Raw genomic sequence first — 19192 nt, forward strand, 5'->3', positions numbered from 1 at the left:
GTGGAACGGGCCGCTCGTGCCCGTTCGTCCCTAAGAAGGGCGCAAGATATCAATAACAATATAGAGCGTAGCTAAACCCGCTCCTTGTATTTTGAAAGAGGTAGATGGCGGTTTAATGTTGGGTGGGGGCGGGTTTATGAGATTATGGGTTTTAGGCAATTATTGTTGGTGAAACCCGCCCCTACAATCCTCGATCGCAGGTTGGGATTTTTACAATATTGGGCAATATTAAGAATGGGCTAGGGGCAGCACTAAACGAGCCACAATTAAATTGTTTTCTAACATTTCTATAGAAAAGTTTCCCCCCATTAAGCGTACCGCTCGCTGACAAATTAAGAGATTTTGCACGATCGACCTATGGGAACTAGAAACCGCTAATATATCGGGTTCGGAATCGCCGTTGAAGGCTGCAATGAAGTGTCGATCGCACGCGCCGCTATCGATCACAGACAATTCTAACAAATCTTCCCCCAACAACTCAGAGCGAATCTCAATCTTGGCGCCCACAGCAGAGCGCCTGCAAGCCGTCGCCAGCAATTCGCACAGGATCAAATCCAGCTTGATGCTGTCCCCGCGAACGCTCAAAGTCTGACCCGCAGGCATCGACACAGCAGCTTCTCTGTGCACTTCCAGCAAGACTTGCGACTGTTTGACCAGGGGGGCAGTTCGATCGAGCGATCGCCTCAGCCAAGCGCTCACAGGCACCGCATCTTGTCCGAATTGCAGCCGCCACTGCTCCTGTTTCAGCAGCAAATGAGTTGACCCCACAGCATTGCCAATGTGTCGCAAAACCTGTTGGTAGCGCAAAGTTTTCAGAGCATCCTTTTGCTCCTTCGCCGACTGCAAAATCGACTGACTCAACTCCCCCAACTCCTTCACCCCCGCTCCCACAGTGCGGTAAAAGTCCTCAAAACGGCGCTGTTTGTACCAGTTGAGCAGCTCCAGATCCAATCGCTGCGACTCGGCGGCCGATTGCACGGCCAAATACCTGCGCCACCAAGCCAACTGAGACGCCATCGAGCTGAGTAAACTCACCGACAACTCCGACCACTGGCGGCCCGGAGCGTCCGCAGCCACCACAATGCCCGCCGCAGCGTGTTCTGGGGCAGTCTGCAGCGCCACCGTCATAATCTCGCCAATTCCCGGGCTGCGGAGCCACCGCTTCGTCGCCAGGGGCAGTTGGCTCGTGCTCTGTTGCACCACGCAGTTAGCAGCCAGGGTTTGTTGGATCAAGGCATCTGTTTTGACAGGAATCACCGCCTCGGGATTGAGGGCAAATACAGGATTGGCAGCTACCGTCGCCACGATGGAACCTTCCTCGTCACCGGGATTCCAAGTAATTACGGCTACTAAAGGACAGGAAATTGTCTGGGAAACGTGTTGAGCAAAGTTACGATCGAGCTTTTGTAGTGGCAACTCTGGGAACATCGTCGGTGAAGCAGCAGATATCGGTTCCTCAGATTGCTCATCAGGAGAATGGTGCAAAACCGCCAAACCCGATTTGAGCGAGCGTTCAAATTGCTGATATTTGTCGATTGCCGAACTCTGCTGCCACGAGTGCAGGATCAATCCGAGTTGTTCGCCCACTAGCCGAACTAATTCTTGCTCCGATCGCCTCCAAGTGCGAGTTGCACTGTGCCCGACAACCAGCAAACCCTCGATCGATTTGCGATTGGCGATTTTTGATTTTAGATTGGGGTTTTCTCCCTCTGCCTTTTTCGCCCGAGTGCTCGATGCCAACAGCGATCGCACCCCAGCTTCCCCCAACACTTCCCGCCAAGCGCCCAGCCGCCCATCTTCCTCCCAATTTTCAATAGCCAGAGGTGCACTTGCTTGCAACAGCCCCACGTCAGCCACATCCAGGGCGTTGAGTGGCGACGGCACTGCCCTGCGGTTGCGGGGCAGATTTTGGCAGACAATTTCAAAGCGATTTTGTTCTTCGCCGTACAGCAGCAGCAAAAAGTATTCGCATTTGAGCCGATCGCACAACTGTTCGGCGGTATTTTTCAAAGTCGCCTCCCAGTCAGCATCGCTGTAGATGGCGTGAGCTATTCCGGCAGTTAAATCTCGATCGATCTCAGTTTGTTGAATTTTCTCCTCCATCTCCGACATAGGAGCCGTCAGAGCCACTAACTGCGCCACTCCCCGCAGGTAATGCTTTTCATTATCTTGCCAAATCCGGGGCTCGCCGGCTTCGACTGCCAAAAATCCCAACAATTCCCCTTCCGAAACAATCGGCGCAGCCAACAGAGAGCGAGCGCGGATTTGCTGCATCAACCGTCCCGTCAGCTCAGTTTTCAGAGAACTTTGAGATTCACCGATCCAAACCATTTCTTCCCTGCCCAAAGCCTGATAAAATTCGCCCAAGTCTTGAACGGTGATGCCCGAAGCCGGTCGGGCCGGCCCGCCCAAACCCGGAGTAACTTCGCGGTTGCTGACTCGGCGCCAAAAATAGCGTCGCTCTCGCTCGAACCAATAAACATTGGTGCGTGTCGGCTCGATAAATTCATGAGTTTGTTCGACCACCGCTTGCAAGTATTGGTCGAGCGATCGCAATTCCCCCAACTGCGAAATCAGCGCTAAAAGAGACTCATCTGGGTGTTTAACTTGTTGTCGCTGCCAGTCTTTTTCTATTTGGTAAAGAGCAGTTGCCAGCGCTCCAAATACGATCGCCAACTGCGTTTTTTCCCCCGACTTGGGCGACGCTCCCCATACCTCAGTTCCGAGCAAAATCACGCCGTAGCAGCGGTCTTTGTAGCGCAGCGGAAACAGAGTCGTGCCTTGAATATTGAAAGTTTGAGCTGCTTTGCGCCATTCTCCGGCTCGGTTTTCCGATCGCAAATCCGGGACTCCCACCGGCCGGAGCTGAATCACCACTTGTTCCAGCAAATCCCCTGGGCTGAGGGCAAACCGCTGTTTGAGAAAAGACAGGTCGCCGTTAGGAGTTATGCCGCCTTTCCCGAACAATCTGTGGGCCTGTCGATCGTACAACCCGATCCAAATCAACCGCCAGTCAAATTCCGCTTGCAAGTAACCGAGTGTGGTCGAAAGTAGCACTTCAACATTCTCCTCTTCTCGGAGAGTCAGGAGAACGCGCTCTAGGGTCGCGATTTGTTCGTCTAAATCCTTTGGTCTTTGCTGCTGCCCCATTTCCAAGCTTCCCCGCACCTTTGTATAATTTAAAATTACTAACTTAAAAATTCCAAAAATTAAAATGCCAAAGAATCAACTTATCAAAAATTCTGGGTTTAAAACCCTGTCCTTCTAGGACGGCTTTAATTGTAAACTTTCATTGCATACTCACCCATTTTGTGCTGACTGCGATAGCATAAAAGTGGAGGTAAGAGCAATGCTAGTTTTTGAGTTTAAAGCTTACGGAAAATCAAGTCAGTTTAACGCGGTAAGCGAAGCAATTCGCACTTCTCAGTTTGTTCGCAATAGCTGCTTACGCTATTGGATGGACCATCCTAAAAAGAATAAATACGACTTGAACAAATACTGCGCTGTACTGGCAGCGACTTTTCCGTTCGCTGACGAGCTCAACTCCCAAGCAAGGCAAGCAAGTGCCGAACGCGCTTGGGCAGCTATCTCTCGGTTCTACGAAAACTGCAAGAAAAAGGTTCCTGGTAAAAAAGGGTATCCGCAGTTCCAGAAAGATTGTCGCTCCGTTGACTATAAATCGACTGGGTGGAAACTTGCAATCGACAGAAAGTCGATAACTTTTACCGACAAAAAAGCAATCGGCAAGCTCAAGCTCAAAGGTACGCGAGACTTGCATTTTTATCAAGTCAGCCAGATTAAACGAGTTCGACTGGTAAAACGTGCTGATGGTGTCTACGTCCAGTTCTGCATTGATGTTAACCGACAGGAAAAGACAGAACCAACAGGTAATACGATTGGACTAGATGTTGGATTGAAAGAATATTACACCGATTCAAACGGAGTCACGGTTGAAAACCCTAGATTCCTGAGAAAAGGTGAACGTGTTCTTAAGCGCAGTCAGCGTGGAGTATCAAGAAAAGTAAGAGGTTCAAAAAACAGAGGCAAAGCCAGACAGATTTTAGGTAAGCGCCATCTCAAAATAAGTAGGCAGCGTAAAGACCATGCCGTGAAGTTGGCAAGGTGCGTAATTCAGTCAAACGACTTGATAGTCTACGAAGATTTGAGGATCAAAAATATGGTGCAAAATCATTGTCTAGCTAAGTCTATTAACGACGCATCTTGGTATCAATTCCGTGTTTGGCTTGAATATTTTGGAAAAGTATTTGAGCGCGTAACGGTTGCGGTAAGTCCGCAATATACCAGCCAAGAATGCTCTAGCTGCGGTGAAATGGTCAAAAAAACACTATCCACCAGAACTCACGCTTGTAAATGTGGATGTCTGATGGATAGAGATTTTAACGCCGCTAGAAATATCCTAAGTCGGGGATTGGGTACGGTAGGGCATACCGGAACCTTTGCTCTAGAAGCAAGCAACGCTTTGGGAGAATTGACCTCTACTTTGGTTGGAGAAATCCTGCCTGAGCAAGTCAGCTCGTAGATCAAAGAATCCCCTCGCCTTGATAGCAGGGGAGTGTCAAAATATAATCGTCTCACTTATCCTTCAGTCTCAAACATTGGATAAAGTCGATCGAAGTTGAAGTAACAACCTCACCTTCACTGTCTGCTCGTGAATATTTTTATTTTCCTTCTCATTTCTAATTTGTAAATTGCCCCAGTACAAATCATTGGATATTTATCAATCAAGTGTACGCCCGCTGTTGTTTTCCGTATTGAAAACCGATGCCGAGTGGCTGCACAACCGCACTCTCCAAGTTCTAGAACTCGCAGCCAGAACCCAGTCAAACCCCGCCACCAGCCAAATGCTCTCTCGATTGCAGAAATCTTTGGGAGTCCAAGATTCTCGCCTCGAACAATCTTTATGGGGACTGAGCTTTAACAATCCTGTCGGCTTAGCCGCCGGATTTGATAAAAACGGCGTAGCTGCCGACATTTGGGCAAATTTTGGCTTTGGCTTTGCCGAACTCGGCACTGTCACTTGTCAACCACAGCCGGGAAACCCCCAACCTCGCTTGTTTCGCTTGACTCAGGACAGTGCAGCCCTCAACCGCATGGGATTTAACAATCAAGGAGCCGCGGCAATGGCAGCCCGGTTTCAGGCAGCACAGAAAAAGTCCCCACTCGATGCCCAGCGCCCCATGCCTCAGTCCCCGTTACCCTTGGGCATCAATCTCGGTAAATCTAAGGTAACACCGTTAGAGCAAGCCGCTGCCGACTATTTGGAGAGTTTTAAGCTGCTGAAAGATTGGGGCGACTATTTTGTAGTCAACGTTTCGTCTCCGAATACGCCTGGGTTGCGATCGCTCCAAGATGCTGCTGGACTTAGCACAATTTTGGAAATTTTGCAACAAGAAAATCAGGGAATCAAGCCAATTTTAGTCAAGATTGCGCCGGATTTGGAGCCAGAGGATCTCGTATCAATCCTTGACTTAGCAAAAACCTACCAACTAGCAGGAATTATCGCCACAAATACCACCATCCGCCGCGACGGATTGAAAACACAAATATTGCGAGAAACAGGCAAACCAATCGCCGAAGAAGCCGGGGGAATTAGCGGGCTTCCTGTGCGGGAGCGATCGACAGAAGTAATCCGATTTATCTGGCAATATACAAAAGGCGAATTACCCATAATTGGAGTTGGTGGCATTTTCACCGCCGAAGATGCTTGGGAAAAAATAGCCGCCGGTGCAAGTTTAATTCAAGTTTACACCGGTTGGGTTTACGAAGGGCCTTGGATGGTGCGTCGGATTCTCCAAGGTTTGCTGCAAAAGTTGGAAGAAAAAGGATTTAATTCGATTTCTGAGGCAGTAGGTTCGGAAAATATTAAGTAGCAAATATGGACACAACAATATTGTGTCTTTGGGGCGGATTGATAGCAACCGCCAAAACAGTTGATATCAATAAAAGTTTGATATTGGGAATTGGGCGAAGCCCAGGGATGAGGCATTGAGTCCCATCCGATTGGGAAATGGGAAAGCCTGTACTATAAAAAGCACAGGCTAGAGATTAGGAATTGGATGTTAAAACTTAAAGATTCATCGCACTCGGGCATAATACCAGTGTTTATTACCAATAACCAATAACCCAAAAATTTACTTGGGTTTAGAAAGTCCTGCCAGCGACCAAGTTAGACTCACCATCATTAACCGTGCTAGAGCCTTCAAACCATCTTCACCGTGATTTTCAAATGCTTGAGACTCAGTTTGAGAATTATCATTTTCTGGTAAGTCTTGAGGGGCTGATGCTGGTTTTTCAAACTCCGCTTTGTCACAAGATTCCTCAAGACTGACTTGTGACTGATGATTTTCTTTTTCTCTCATTTTATGAGTCACCTCCTTGAGTTACTGCATACATAACCCATACTACAAATATAAATTGTTTGTTTCCGGCATTTGGCGATCGAAGTTTTCTTACATGGCGATCGTAATCAGCAAGTGACGTGATACCCATCACTTAATTGTTATTTTTACTTCCTAGCGATGTTTTGACAAATCTGCTACAGTTAATACCTAACAATCAATTTGACGCTCACTGGCATCAAATTGAAACTAAGCCTCGGAAAACTCAGAATAAACTAAAAAAATAAAGGTGTAGAGCTGATGGGAATTTATCTCGATACTGCAATTGTAGCAGAAGCAAAAGAGGCGAGCCAGTTCGGCTGGCTTTCGGGAATTACTACTAATCCAACCCTCCTGGGAAAAAGCGATTTATCTCCAGATGTGACGCTCAAACAACTGGCGAAACTTATTCCTGGGGAAGTGTATTATCAGCTAACTGCATCTGATTTTGATGGCATGGTAGCAGAAGGAAAAGTGGCTTTTGAATTAATTGGACAGCAAACAGTTTTGAAAGTTCCAGCAACGGCGGCTGGTTTTCAAGCAGTAGCGCATTTGTCACCGGAAATTCCTTGCGCGGTGACAGCTATTTACAGCGCATCACAAGCAGTTGTTTCAGCAGAAGCGGGGGCAAAATATGCGATCGCCTACGTGAATCGCGCCACCAGATTGTTGGGAGACGGTTTTGCCTTAGTGCAAGAAATGGCAAATGTCTTGAAGAAAAGTAATACTGAAATTTTGGCAGCTAGCATTAAATCGCCGGAAGAAGCGGTGAAGACTTTATTAGCTGGCGCCCATCATTTAACATTGCCTTTTGACGTGTTGCAAGCAATGACAGTTCACGAATTATCGCAGCAAACTGTTGATGAATTTGCCAAAAACGGGCGGGGAATATGAGCTTGGCTATCTTGTATGCTGCGAGTAAGATCCGGGGATATTTAAACTTGTCCTTTTAACACCAATACTTATGACAATTACTCGCGTCTCTGTTGACTCAGCAGGCAATCAGGGGAACAACTGGTCCGTACGCCCCTCCATCTCAGCCGACGGGCGGTTTGTGGCGTTTGAATCATCTGCCTCCAACCTAGTGCCGGGGGACACTAACAATAACATCGACATCTTCCTGCGGGACTTGTCAACCAACACCACCACCCGCGTCTCTGTTGACTCAGCAGGCAATCAGGCGAACGGCTGGTCCTCCCAGCCCTCCATCTCAGCCGACGGGCGGTTGGTGGCGTTTTATTCTGATGCCTCCAACCTAGTGCCGGGGGACACTAACAATCTCGGTGACATCTTCGTGCGAGACTTGTTAACCAATACAACTACCCGCGTCTCTGTTGACTCAGCAGGCAATCAGGGAAACCTTGTTTCCTCCGATCCCTCCATCTCAGCCGACGGGAGGTTTGTGGCGTTTCAATCTCAGGGCTCCAACTTAGTGCCGGGGGACACTAACAATACAAACGACATCTTTCTGCGGGACTTGTTGACGAATACCACCACCCGCGTCTCTGTTGACTCAGCAGACAATCAGGCCAACAGTGACTCCTACTACCCCTCTATCTCAGCCGACGGGCGGTTTGTGGCGTTTTCTTCAAATTCCTCCAACCTCGTGCCGGGAGACCCTAACTATCGCTACGAAATCTTCGTGCGGGACTTGTCAATCAATACCACCGCCCGCGTCTCTGTAGACTCAGCAGGCAATCTGGGGAACGGCTACTCCTACACCCCCTCCATCTCAGCCGACGGGCGGTTTGTGGCGTTTTTATCTGATGCCACTAACCTCGTGCCGGCGGATGATACTAACAATAGCCCAGATGTCCTCGTGCGGGACTTGTCAACCAATACCACCACCCGCGTCTCTGTAGACTCAGCAGGCAATCTGGCGAACAGTGACTCCTACATCCCCTCCATCTCAGCCGACGGGCGGTTTGTGGCGTTTTTATCTGATGCCTCCAACCTCGTGCCGGGGGACACTAACAATACCGCTGACATTTTCATGCGGGACTTGTTAACCAATACCACCACCCGCCTCTCTGTAGACTCAGCAGGTAATCAGGGAAACGCCTCCACCCAAGACTTCGCCAGCCCCTCCATCTCAGCCGACGGGCGGTTTGTGGCGTTTCCATCATCTTCCTCCAACCTCGTGCCGGGAGACACTAACAATCACAGCGACATTTTTGTTTCTAACACCCCCAGCACTCCAGGTGGCAGCAATAACCCTCCAAACGTCATCAACGGCACTCCCGGCAACGACAACCTGACAGGCACGAATGGCAGCGATAACATCAACGGTTTGCGGGGCAATGATATCCTTAATGGCGGCGACGGCAGCGACAACCTATCTGGCGGCAAAGGTTTTGACACTCTCAACGGCGGTTTGGCCAACGATAATCTCGTCGGCGGCGCAGGCAACGATGTATTTGTTTTAGGTGCGGGATTGGGAATTGATACAATCTCTGATTTCGCCAACTCTCAAGATACGATTCAATTAATCAATGGCTTGACCTTCGGACAACTATCAATTTCCCCTGGAACTAACGGCACATTAATTAGAGTAGCCAGCAGCGGTGAAGTTTTAGCTTCTTTGACAGGCGTTGCTCCCAATTTTATTGGCTCTGAAGATTTCATCTCGGTCTAGAGATGGTAAACTGTCCTTTGTTAAATCACTTTTAATCAGGGAACATGATTAAACTTGGCAAACTATCCCTCGCATTAGTAGGCACATTTATTGCAGTTTTGCAACCAGCATTTACCGCTAATTCACAAGAAAGCAACAGCGAATTTAGCAAACTTCAATCCTTATTAGAAGCCAAAAAATGGTACGAAGCAGATCAAGAAACAGTCTCTCTGATCCGTAACAACCCCGCCAATCTGTCTTGCCCGAACCTCCGCGCGATCGATCGCCTGTGGATGCAATCGAGCAACGGAAAATATGGATTGACTCCACAGTTAGAGATTTGGCAGAAAGTGGGCGGTTCTAGCTGTCGCACTTGCGAAGGTCAAATTCAAGATTTTAGCAAGCAAGTAGGATGGAACATGAGCTCGCAAGTAAGTCCTATACCAGGGGAGTTTCCAGCCCAGTATCCCACTGTTGCTTCATTAAGTTGGCAAAGTTATGTTGACAGCGATAAAAGCATAACTAGGTACAGTCTTTTTGCTGGCGCGCAGACATGGCAAGCGTGGAGGGTTACAGAATTTAACTTGTTTTCTACTTTTGCCAATTGTGGCAAGTAACAGTTGTAGGGCGGGCAATGCCCAGACTTCCACGTCGGAGTCGGGATGGGATTTCTCACTCGCCTCGACTCTTCAATCTAAAATCTAAAATCTAAAATAGTAAAATTATGGCATTCGCCAAATCTTAATAGTGCGATCGGGACTGGCGCTCACAAAAGTCTTGCTATCTCTGGAAATAGCAATAGAACTCACAAACTGACTGTGACCAGAAAGACTGCTTCTTTCTTTTCCCGTCTTCAAATCCCAAACTATAATATCTCCGCCCCCGCTGATCAAAGTGCGGCTGTCCGGGCTAAAGGCGATCGTCCTCACCCAGTCCGAATGCCCTTTAAAAGTGCGGGTGCGCTTCCCGTCTTGCACGTTCGACAAACGGATCGTATTGTCGGTGCTAGCACTAGCCACACTTTGCCCGTTCGGGCTAAAAGCCACAGCAGTAACCGGGCCCCGGTGACCTGTGATAATTCTTCTGACTTCTCCGGTGCCGAGATTCCACAAACGCACAGTCTTGTCCTGGCTGCCGCTAGCGAGAGTTTTACCGTCCCGGCTCCAAGCGATCGCGTTTACTCCTCCGGCGTGGCCGCTCAAAGTCCGCAACCTGCTCCCGGTTTTGACATTCCACAAGCGAATAGTTTTGTCATCGCTGCCACTAGCGAGAGTTTGACCGTCCCTGCTAAAAGCGATGGAGTTGACGGCGGCTGTGTGAGCGGGAATCGTCCGCATCCGTCGCCCCGTCTTCAAATCCCAGAGAATCACATTCTTGTCGCCGCCGCCACTGGCCAAAATTGAGCTGTTCGGGCTCACCGCCAGCGTGTTGACAGATTTTTTAGAATGCACCGAATTGAGAGTCCGCACCAGCCGTCCCGTCCTCACATTCCAAATTCTAATCGTCCCAAAGCTTGCGCTCACCAAAGTTTGACCGTCCGGGGACAGGGCGATCGCATTTACACTCCCGACATTATCCAAACTTCTTTGCAAAAAATGAGTGGTAGGTAAAGTCGAAAGCAGCCACACCGGGTTTGCCGGAAACACCCCGTAACGCAGCGAACCGTAAATTTGGGACGCGCCAATACTCACCATCAAAACAGCCGTGCCCGCCAGCAACTTCTTTTTCCAATCAAAAACATCTTTTTCGGTCTTGTTCAATCCCGAATTCAGAGGTCTGAGGCGGTTTATGGAACTCTGCTTCTTCGCCCCAGACGCCCCGGCAGTTGCGCGAATTTTAGTTTGCCCCGTCGTCGGCAACTGAGTCGGCACCTGAGTTTCTGCGCCGTCGAGATTAATTTCCTCCAAGCACTGCAAAACCATCTGGGGACTTTGAGGTCGATTCCCCGGAAAAGGCGCCATCAGATAATCGATCACATTAGCCACGGAGTCGGAAACTTGAGGAGCTCCTTTGCGCCACATTAATCTGCCCGTGCGCGGATTCTCTGGAAACGCAGTCGGCGGCTTTCCAGTCAGCAAATAAACAAAAGTGCGCCCCAGAGCAAAAAAATCGGACTGCGGAACAGCCTTGCCATTTGTTTGTTCCGGCGGCGTGTAGCCGGGGGAAACAATACCAGTTACATTTTGCCCCTGGCCCACCTTAGCGAAATAAGTCGCCGACACTTCCCGAGCAGTCCCGAAGTCAATCAGCACTAACTGCCCGTTTGGCTTGCACATAATATTGTGCGGCTTGATATCCCGATGGAAATAGTTGAGGCGGTGAACTTGGTCTAAAATTTCCGACAGTTGTTTGAGCCAGTTCACAGCTTGTTCTTGACTGATCGGGCGGCCCCGATGTTTCAGCCAGTCTTGCAAATTGGCCCCAGCAATTTTCTCCATCACCAGACAGTGAAAAGACTCTGTGCTGTGAGCTGGCGTAAATATAAAATAACCGTCGCGATCGACTTTTGGAATACCTGGATGTCTGAGCCTGACCAATACGTCGGCTTCTTGCTTAAACAGTTCTACAGCTTTGGGATGTTCTTTGAGCAGGACTTTGAGCACTCTTCGGGCGCCGTTGTCGTCCACTTCAAATGTTCTGCCAAAGCCACCGCCTCCGAGAGGCGCGACTAGCCGATATCGACCTTGCAACAAAAGTTCTGACCCGCAGTGGATACACGCGGATTTGCCAGAGTTGGCGGGATCGGAGGGATTCGGGCATTTGGGATTGAGGCAATAACTCACAGAAGCCACATAACCCTGATTGAGGTTGCTCTATCAAGTTTTACTTTGACACTGCTCTACAAAACTTGGCTAAACTTATCTAAGCTTCACCATTCAACTAGAAGTATTTTCTAGAGGGTTTGATTCCTGTTTCTGCCAAGAGAGTCGGCTCTTACTTGTCCACAGGCGTAAATTCGGGTGGAGCAGCACCCTATTTTTGAAGTCTCTACAACTATTTATTAGTGTGGAAGCTTTTAGCCATTGTTTAACCATTATTTTCAACCAATTTAACGAATCGTGGTATCCCGTTCGACCTTTTTATAGGCTGGTCAGTTTTAAATCGACCGTCGTTTACTGTGTGCACTCTTGGTGAGTGAGATTTTTGATTCAGCTTGCGTTACTGGCCTTGACAAGATTACTCAAGCCGCATTAGAGGTGTCTTCTCTAAAATCGTTAATTCCGGTATGGCATACCGTATTTGATTAGTCCTCTTTATCTAGTTCGGTTTTTGTTCAAATACGAGTTTTCCTAGACGGCAACACCGTGTTTGTGAAACGACGTACTCAACAATAAGAGTACGATGTTTTACGTTGTCTAGTTAGACTCAATTTTCAACTTATGACGATCGTAGCACACCTAGTAAAAGACTCATGAGCACCCTTGATTGAAATCTTGCAGCGTCTCTGAAGTCAAGGGAGGCTTTAGTCTGGCTTGACTTCAGCATCCCGTGTTTTTGTATAACCGGGGGCACTGCGATCGAACGATCGGGTTGAGGCCAAAGGTTTTGTTGTTTGTCACAGCCGATCGAGGTCACAAATCCCTGATGAGAGCACATAATGTACAAACACACCAGAACTAATAACGAGAGAGCAGCCACATTTCAATTGTACGATCGCAACCACCACTCTCGAAGAAATAAGTGAGAGTGGGCGAGGGGGAGAGTGGGAGAGTGGGAGAGTGGGAGAGTGGGAGAGTGGGCGAGTGAGGGAGTGAAAAAATCTGCCTTCTTCCCTCTTCCCTCTTCCCTCTTCCTTCCCGATAAGAAAGCCTTTTAAACAAGTCCCTCAATTACCGGATGGAAGTAGAACGCCAGCGCCAAAACCGTATAAGCTGCCAACAGCAAAGTACCTTCGAGCCAGTTAGAGTTGCCGTCAGAACTGATAGAATTGGCGATCAGCACCGACACCGCAACCGCTACAAGTTCAAACGGGTTGAAGTTCAAGTCCATCGGTTTGCCCAAGACAAAACCTGCCAAAACCAACACCGGCGCAACAAACAAAGCAATTTGCAAACTCGAACCCACGGCCACAGAAACCGACAAATCCATTTTATTTTTCATCGCCACCGTCACCGCCGTCGTATGTTCGGCCGCATTGCCAATAATCGGCACTAAAATCACCCCGGTAAACAGTGATGTCAGCCCCAAACGCGCTGTCGCTTCTTCCAGAGTACCCACCAACAGTTCCGACTCGACAGCTACCATCAGGGTACAGGCCAATAGCACCCCAATCCACAGCGGCAGATTGACTTTGTGGTCAGGACTGTCTGGTGCTAAGTTATTTTCGGCTAAATCTTCCAGCATTTCTATTTCTGCCACCCCTGCATCGTACAGATAACTGTGGGTTTTCATCGAAAACAGCAGCGTCAGCACGTAGACGATAATCAGCACTACAGCAACAGCGCTAGAGAGGTTCTGCATAGTTGCCGCAGGGATGCCAATAGAGGTGGCATTAACTGCTGTTGGCACCAAAATGGCAATCACGGCTAAGTTCATCGCTGAAGCATTCAACCGGGCGACTGTCGGCTGAAAATCTTGTTCTTTGTAGCGCAAGCCGCCCAGCAGCATCGCCAATCCCATCACCAGCAGCAGGTTGCTCATAATTGAACCGGTGATGCTGGCTTTGACAACATCTATTAGTCCGGCGTTGAGGGCGACGATGCCGATAATCAGTTCCGTGGCATTTCCGAAGGTAGCGTTCAGCAAACCCCCCAAATTGGCACCGAGGACGACGGCGATTTCTTCGGTGGCCGTCCCCATCCACGCGGCTAGGGGGATGATGGCTAAAGCCGAGGTGACGAAGATTGTGGAGGATTCCCAGCCGAGAAAGTGTCCGGCGATGGAAACTGGGATAAATAACAGCAGGCTGGAAATAATTGTATTTGTGTTTAGCATTTAGATTCTCAAAAGCTGCCAACCGTCAATCATAGCCTGTGACCAAATGAAAAAAAGGGCGAGGGCGAGGGATTTGGGTGTTCGCTTAAAGCTGGGGGCGGAGGATCCTCTTCTGCAAGCTTCGCTAACGGGCGATCGCTGCATGGCGGCTTTCACTGATGTGACAAACTAAGAGAGGGATTTGTTTAGCCGATCGGTTCAATGGATTTTTGTATTCGATTAGCTTCCTTAGAAGACATTCCTAAGTTAACAACTTTAATTCCTGATTCTGCTAGAGCTTGTGCCTGCAAGCTACTATAGTTCAGAGCAGATTGAAGGTGCACTGGGCCTAGTTTTTGGGGTTGACAGTCAACTGATTCTAGACCAAACATACTTTGTTGCTGAGAACAATCACCAAATTGTTGGTTGCGGTGGTTGGAGTAAGCGTAAAACGCTTTATGGAGGTGATTCAGGCAAAAATAATCCAGAAGACAGCCTGCTCAACCCAGACAGCGACTCGGCAAAGATTCGTGCATTCTTTGTTCATCCAGCCTGGCCACGTCGAGGAATTGGAAGTCGGATTATGCGAGTATGTGAACTGGCTGCTGAGCGTGCTGGATTTAAGCAAGTTGAGATGATTGCGACGCTGGCGGGAGAGCCATTTTACACAAAATTTGACTATCAGGCGATCGAGCGGTTTGAAATTTCTCTCCCAAACAGTCAGTTCCTCCCCGTTGTCCGTATGTTTAAGAGCTTTGGGCGCAACCCGTAAAAAATGAGGCCTAATAAAATCTGTTTCGGTTAAATGCGATCGTAAATCAATGAGATGACAAAGAAAGCAAATAATTATCAGCCATGTCAATAAAAGTAGGTTTTTTCAAAGTAGAAGTCGTCCCGCACGATCCAAATTGGCGCAGCGCCTTTGAAACTGAGTCGAAACTGATTGCACTTGCACTTAGGGAAAATGTGGTTGCTATACATCACATTGGTAGCACAGCGATTCCACAAATTCATGCAAAGCCGATTATCGATATGTTAGTTGAGGTTAAAGATATTACTAAAATTGATGTACAGAGTTCAGCACTTGAGGCATTAGGTTATGAAGCAATGGGTGAGTTTGGGATATCCGGTCGTCGTTTTTTTCGCAAGGGTAATGAAGCAGGGATTAGAACACACCACCTTCACGGGTTTGAAGTGAACTCAGCGCAGATAGAGCGTCATTTAGCGTTTCGAGATTATATGATTTCCCATCCAGAGGACGCGCAGCAATACAGCGAACTAAAGAGAAAGCTTGCCAAAAAATACCCTGATAATATTCAGGGGTACATGGACGGAAAAGATGGGTTCATTAAAGCAATGGATCTGGATGCGGCTAATACCAATTTTTTATGAGGCCCCGTAGAATCCGATCACCCTGGTGCCCCCCGCGTCCGGGGGGGACAAGAGTCCGATCTTTCGTCCCCCTACTATCAGGGAGATGCGAGGGGGATCGAGATATGTGCAACTTCACATTAAATTGGTATTAGAGACTACTAAATAATTATAAAAAATGCAAATGTCCTGACAAAGAATTAGCACAAATTTTCTTTAAATAAAAAGATAATTTAATCTAGATTGTCTGATTTGGCAGAGTCGGGTTTTCCTATCCATTTGACTAATACTGCTGTGAGTCAGGTGGAAGAAGTGACACGGAACCAGACAACGGGATCAACTACTTATGATTCTAAGGGTAGAGAAAGGGTGAATACAGCCCCTTGACCGGGTTTACTACTGGCTGTAATACTGCCTCCATGCGCTTCAATAATGCGTCTGGCAATCGCTAGACCCAGACCAACCCCATTCTTACTAGAGCGGCTCGTGGTGTAAAACTGTTCAAAAATGCGAGGTAAATCGGTTTCAGGAATGCCGCTTCCCTGGTCTTGAATTGAAATCAGAGCCTGTTGCTTGTTGCCAGAGGCAGCAATGAAAATACAAGCATTGGGGGTAGAATACTTAATCGCATTGTCTAAGAGATTCAAAAAAGCCTGTAATAAGCGTTCCGAATCGCCCATAATCCGAAGGTCAGCAATATCAACTTCTACAGTCACGTTTTTAGCCTGCATACGAACTTCCATTGCTCTAATCGCACGGCTGATGACACTTTCTAAGGCAATGGCTTGGATTTCTAATAGCGTGACACCCGCTTCTAAGCGTCCTAAATCAAGCAAATCGTGAATCAAGCCCGAAAGCCGCTTCGTCTCCTCTTTGATGGTTTGAAAGAAGCGATCGCGCAACTCCAGCTCATCCACAGCGCCACGCTCCAGCGCATCAATGGTGACCTGAACATTACTCACAGGGGTCCGCAGTTCATGGGAAACATTCGCTAGGAAGGCTCTGCGTTCGTTGTCCAATGATTTCAACCGCTCACTCATACGATTCAGTTCCGTTGCGAGTTGGTCTAGTTCATTGCTTTGACGAATCACGAGTTTGTCATCAAACTGTCCTCTACCCACACGAATCGCAAAGTTTCGCATCACCTCAATGGGTTTAGAGAGACTCCGGGCTAATCGATCGCTGACCAAGGTACAGAGAAGAATGGTAATGCCAAGGGCGGCTAAAATTGTCCAGATCACCCTTACAAACTGTTTCTGAAACTGTTCTAAAGTAATCGAGATGCGTAATATCCCCAACATCTGACCATTGCGAGTCATCGGTTTGACAATATAGAGGCGATCGTCCCTTGATAAAACCCCTTTAGTAACGCCCTGCACCGAATGACCGTGTAGTGCTTCTGAAACGCCAGATATCAGCAGCCAATTGGTGATTTGTCGATCTGTTTGAGGGTCAGAGGTGGCTAGCAGCGAACCTTGGGCATCAAAGACACGGAGTGTGATATTGGCGGGTGCCCCATAGCGCCGGACAATGATCTGCACCCGTTGCGTATCTTTTTCTTCGAGGACATCTGCAACGCTCTCGCTCAGTGCTGTTGCCCAGTTTTCTAAATCTGTCTGACGAGACTGCATGAAAAAGGCATAAAACGTCCATAGGATGTAACCAGACATAAGCGAGGTTCCTAAGACGATCAGGATCAGGTAGGTAGCCAAGAGCTTCGTGTGGATTGAATTCCACCGAAGAGATGCTAACCATCTGCTCGTAAAGGAGTCTTGGGCAAAAAGTTTCATCGGCTCAAACATGGCTGGGATAAATGGTGTATCCGTTGCAAGTGATCCTAACCTAGCGCCATTGGTGATGGATTGAGCCAACCGAGCTATCAAACCCTTGAAGGATGCCTTAATCGCTTTTAAGTAGATTCCGCATGATGGCGACGCAGCAAAGCTTTAATCCGTGCGAGCAATTCCTGCGTATTGAAGGGTTTGGTCACATAATCATCTGCCCCTGCCTCTAAGCCCAACACTTTATCCATATCTTGGTCTTTAGCCGTTAGCATCAGTATAGGCACATTAGAAAAAGCCCGGATACGCCAACACACTTCCATCCCATCAACTTCTGGCATCATCAGATCGAGCAGAATGATATCGGGTACTTGCTTGTGGAATTGTTTGATGGCGCTGTGTCCATCTGGTGCTGTAGTGACCTCATAGCCTTCCTTTCTCAGTGAGTAAGCAAGGCTTTCACAGAGTGGGGCTTCGTCGTCTACCAACAAAAGATGCGGCATGAGTATAAATAGTTACATTTCATATGGAGTATCTCAAAGGCAGGATTAACCGACATCTACCTTGAGAGGTAAATCGTCTTGGTTCCGCTCAGGTTTTGCTGCTTACAAATACTAGGCAGCAAAACGATGGACAGTTACGAGCGGTTATACCAATTTAATGTGAAGTTGCACATATCTCGATCCCCCTCGCATCTCCCTGATAGTAGGGGGACGAAAGATCCGACTCTTGTCCCCCCCCGGACGCGGGGGGCGCCAGGGTGATCGGATTCTACGGGGCCTCATAAAAAATTGGTATAAGTGGCGATCGTCTCATTAAATTTATGAGATTGGAAGTGGCAATTCTTGATATTAAGCCTAATATGACTGGAGCAACATAACATATGAGTGATATAGGTATCACACACATCGCACTGCCCGTTTCTGATGTCGATCGCAGTATTGAATTCTACTCCAAGTATGCTGGAATGCAGGTCGTTCACCGCCGCATTGATGCAGAAACTGGTGTTGCTGTGGTCTGGCTTTCTGACCGCACTCGCCCTTTTGTAATTGTGCTAATTCAAACAGACTCCGTACATCCAGTTTTGTCTCCCTTTGCACACCTCGGAGTAGGTTGCAAAAGCCGCGAATACATGGATTCTCTCTGCGACAAAGCACGTCAAGAAGGCGTACTGCTTGAAGAACCAAAAGACTCTGGATATCCGATCGGCTACTGGGCTTTTTTGCGAGACCCGGACGGTCACACGCTGGAACTATCCTACGGGCAAGAAATCGGATTTACAGTGGAGGATGCTACTTAAAGTTATAATAAACAAATCGCCCTCCAAACCCGATCGTTTCTCATCTGGAAATAGACTGGAGAATCAAATGACTGCAGCAATCATCGCACCACCCAGAAAAGAATCACCCCTTCTGTTTGACGGACTCACTTGGAGAGAGTTCAAAGCAGTTGAGCAATTGTTAGACCGTCCAGGATATCGACTTTCTTTCCTGGATGGAGTTTTGGAGATTAAACTAATGCCGGGAGAACCCCACGAAACCGTTAAGAAGAGAATTGCCGCATTGTTGGAGCTTTACCTGCTGATGGCGGGGTTTGACTTTACTCCAACTGGCTCAATGACTCTGGAAAGTGAAACCGGAAAAGTCAAGCGAGAGGCGGATGAATCTTATAAACTTGCTCCTGGTCGCAGGCTACCCGATCTGGCGATCGAGGTCGTGTTTTCCAGTGGTGGCATCAACCAACTGGAGGCATACAAGCGGCTGAAGATAAAAGAAGTGTGGTTCTGGGAAGATGGATTGTTAGAGGTTTATCACCTGCGGGGAGAGGGCAATACACTTCATTATGAAAAGGTTTCCAGTAGTGAGGAGGTGAAAGGGATCGATTTGGATTTGTTGTTGCGCTGCATCAATATGGTGAATCATGTTGATGCAGTTAAGACTTTTCAACAGGCACTCCAAAAATAGCTGGGATTAAGAGACTTCTCCAAAAAAGCAGGTTTTGAACAGGCATCCTGCCTGTTCCACGATAATAATTATGGGAGATGTCTAATAGATCATCGCGCACCCTTGAACCACCTCTGTTTGCATCTCAATATCCGCAACAAGCAATGGAAA

The 19192-nt window shown here is 48.1% G+C and carries 15 protein-coding genes; 9 read left to right on the forward strand and 6 right to left on the reverse strand.

Features of this window, described 5'->3' with window-relative positions:
* Window positions 1-228 precede the first annotated feature (228 nt).
* Window positions 229-3150 carry a GAF domain-containing protein gene (locus tag QUB11_RS12680; RefSeq protein ID WP_333203282.1) on the reverse strand — a complete coding sequence of 974 codons (2922 nt, stop codon included), beginning with the start codon at window positions 3148-3150 and terminating at the stop codon, window positions 229-231.
* A gap of 199 nt (window positions 3151-3349) precedes the next feature.
* Between QUB11_RS12680 and QUB11_RS12685 the strand changes: the two genes are divergently transcribed.
* A complete protein-coding gene (locus tag QUB11_RS12685; protein ID WP_333203280.1) occupies window positions 3350-4540 on the forward strand; it encodes a transposase in 1191 nt (396 codons plus the stop codon).
* Between the two features lie 187 nt (window positions 4541-4727).
* Window positions 4728-5891, forward strand: coding sequence for a quinone-dependent dihydroorotate dehydrogenase (locus QUB11_RS12690; protein ID WP_333203278.1), 1164 nt, complete (start codon window positions 4728-4730; stop codon window positions 5889-5891).
* Between the two features lie 261 nt (window positions 5892-6152).
* On the opposite strand, the gene QUB11_RS12695 is transcribed toward QUB11_RS12690, so the two are convergent.
* A complete protein-coding gene (locus QUB11_RS12695; RefSeq protein ID WP_333203276.1) occupies window positions 6153-6380 on the reverse strand; it encodes a hypothetical protein in 228 nt (75 codons plus the stop codon).
* 279 nt (window positions 6381-6659) lie between these two features.
* On the opposite strand from QUB11_RS12695, the gene QUB11_RS12700 reads away from it, so the two are divergent.
* The 3 genes from QUB11_RS12700 to QUB11_RS12710 all read left to right on the forward strand — a co-directional run bounded on the left by QUB11_RS12700 (window position 6660) and on the right by QUB11_RS12710 (window position 9629).
* Window positions 6660-7292, forward strand: coding sequence for a transaldolase family protein (locus QUB11_RS12700; protein WP_333203274.1), 633 nt, complete (start codon window positions 6660-6662; stop codon window positions 7290-7292).
* A 70-nt stretch (window positions 7293-7362) separates the two neighbouring features.
* On the forward strand, window positions 7363-9033 hold the full coding sequence (locus QUB11_RS12705) for a calcium-binding protein (protein ID WP_333203272.1): 1671 nt from the start codon (window positions 7363-7365) through the stop codon (window positions 9031-9033).
* 44 nt (window positions 9034-9077) lie between these two features.
* Entirely contained in the window at window positions 9078-9629 is a 552-nt protein-coding gene (locus QUB11_RS12710) for a GUN4 domain-containing protein (protein ID WP_333203271.1), read from the forward strand.
* Between the two features lie 105 nt (window positions 9630-9734).
* Here QUB11_RS12710 and QUB11_RS12715 read toward each other — a convergent pair whose 3' ends face one another.
* Both QUB11_RS12715 and cax read right to left on the reverse strand, forming a co-directional pair.
* A complete protein-coding gene (locus tag QUB11_RS12715) occupies window positions 9735-11804 on the reverse strand; it encodes a serine/threonine-protein kinase (protein WP_333155454.1) in 2070 nt (689 codons plus the stop codon).
* A gap of 1021 nt (window positions 11805-12825) precedes the next feature.
* Complete coding sequence (gene cax / locus QUB11_RS12720; RefSeq protein WP_333203269.1) at window positions 12826-13947, reverse strand: calcium/proton exchanger; 1122 nt, start codon at window positions 13945-13947, stop codon at window positions 12826-12828.
* A 280-nt stretch (window positions 13948-14227) separates the two neighbouring features.
* Between cax and QUB11_RS12725 the strand changes: the two genes are divergently transcribed.
* Window positions 14228-14698: a GNAT family N-acetyltransferase gene (locus QUB11_RS12725; protein WP_333203267.1), complete on the forward strand. Its 471-nt coding sequence runs from the start codon at window positions 14228-14230 to the stop codon at window positions 14696-14698.
* A gap of 83 nt (window positions 14699-14781) precedes the next feature.
* Window positions 14782-15318, forward strand: coding sequence for a GrpB family protein (locus tag QUB11_RS12730; RefSeq protein ID WP_333203265.1), 537 nt, complete (start codon window positions 14782-14784; stop codon window positions 15316-15318).
* 323 nt (window positions 15319-15641) lie between these two features.
* Here the strand turns inward: QUB11_RS12730 and QUB11_RS12735 are convergent, their stop codons facing one another.
* Window positions 15642-16967 (reverse strand): HAMP domain-containing sensor histidine kinase, encoded by a 1326-nt coding sequence (locus QUB11_RS12735; protein ID WP_333203263.1) that lies wholly within the window; start codon window positions 16965-16967, stop codon window positions 15642-15644.
* Window positions 16968-17206: 239 nt separating this feature from the next.
* The gene (locus tag QUB11_RS12740; protein WP_333217946.1) at window positions 17207-17566 is read right to left on the reverse strand and encodes a response regulator; all 360 of its coding nucleotides are present in this window, start codon (window positions 17564-17566) and stop codon (window positions 17207-17209) included.
* Window positions 17567-17961: 395 nt separating this feature from the next.
* Here QUB11_RS12740 and QUB11_RS12745 point away from each other — a divergent pair, with 395 nt between their 5' ends.
* Entirely contained in the window at window positions 17962-18378 is a 417-nt protein-coding gene (locus QUB11_RS12745; RefSeq protein ID WP_333203261.1) for a VOC family protein, read from the forward strand.
* A 67-nt stretch (window positions 18379-18445) separates the two neighbouring features.
* Entirely contained in the window at window positions 18446-19042 is a 597-nt protein-coding gene (locus tag QUB11_RS12750; protein ID WP_333203259.1) for a Uma2 family endonuclease, read from the forward strand.
* Window positions 19043-19192: the final 150 nt, after the last annotated feature.

The sequence above is a fragment of the Microcoleus sp. B6-A1 genome (genome assembly GCF_036705085.1).
In the GTDB taxonomy this organism is placed as follows: Bacteria; Cyanobacteriota; Cyanobacteriia; order Cyanobacteriales; family Microcoleaceae; genus Microcoleus.

What these genes read in the sequence shown, in the direction of transcription:
- QUB11_RS12680 (WP_333203282.1), bottom strand. Translation starts at nt 3,150, where the DNA reads ATGGGGCAGCAGCAAAGACCAAAGGATTTAGACGAACAAATCGCGACC.
- QUB11_RS12685 (WP_333203280.1), top strand. Translation starts at nt 3,350, where the DNA reads ATGCTAGTTTTTGAGTTTAAAGCTTACGGAAAATCAAGTCAGTTTAAC.
- QUB11_RS12695 (WP_333203276.1), bottom strand. Translation starts at nt 6,380, where the DNA reads ATGAGAGAAAAAGAAAATCATCAGTCACAAGTCAGTCTTGAGGAATCT.
- QUB11_RS12700 (WP_333203274.1), top strand. Translation starts at nt 6,660, where the DNA reads ATGGGAATTTATCTCGATACTGCAATTGTAGCAGAAGCAAAAGAGGCG.
- QUB11_RS12705 (WP_333203272.1), top strand. Translation starts at nt 7,363, where the DNA reads ATGACAATTACTCGCGTCTCTGTTGACTCAGCAGGCAATCAGGGGAAC.
- QUB11_RS12710 (WP_333203271.1), top strand. Translation starts at nt 9,078, where the DNA reads ATGATTAAACTTGGCAAACTATCCCTCGCATTAGTAGGCACATTTATT.
- cax (WP_333203269.1), bottom strand. Translation starts at nt 13,947, where the DNA reads ATGCTAAACACAAATACAATTATTTCCAGCCTGCTGTTATTTATCCCA.
- QUB11_RS12730 (WP_333203265.1), top strand. Translation starts at nt 14,782, where the DNA reads ATGTCAATAAAAGTAGGTTTTTTCAAAGTAGAAGTCGTCCCGCACGAT.
- QUB11_RS12735 (WP_333203263.1), bottom strand. Translation starts at nt 16,967, where the DNA reads ATGTCTGGTTACATCCTATGGACGTTTTATGCCTTTTTCATGCAGTCT.
- QUB11_RS12745 (WP_333203261.1), top strand. Translation starts at nt 17,962, where the DNA reads ATGAGTGATATAGGTATCACACACATCGCACTGCCCGTTTCTGATGTC.
- QUB11_RS12750 (WP_333203259.1), top strand. Translation starts at nt 18,446, where the DNA reads ATGACTGCAGCAATCATCGCACCACCCAGAAAAGAATCACCCCTTCTG.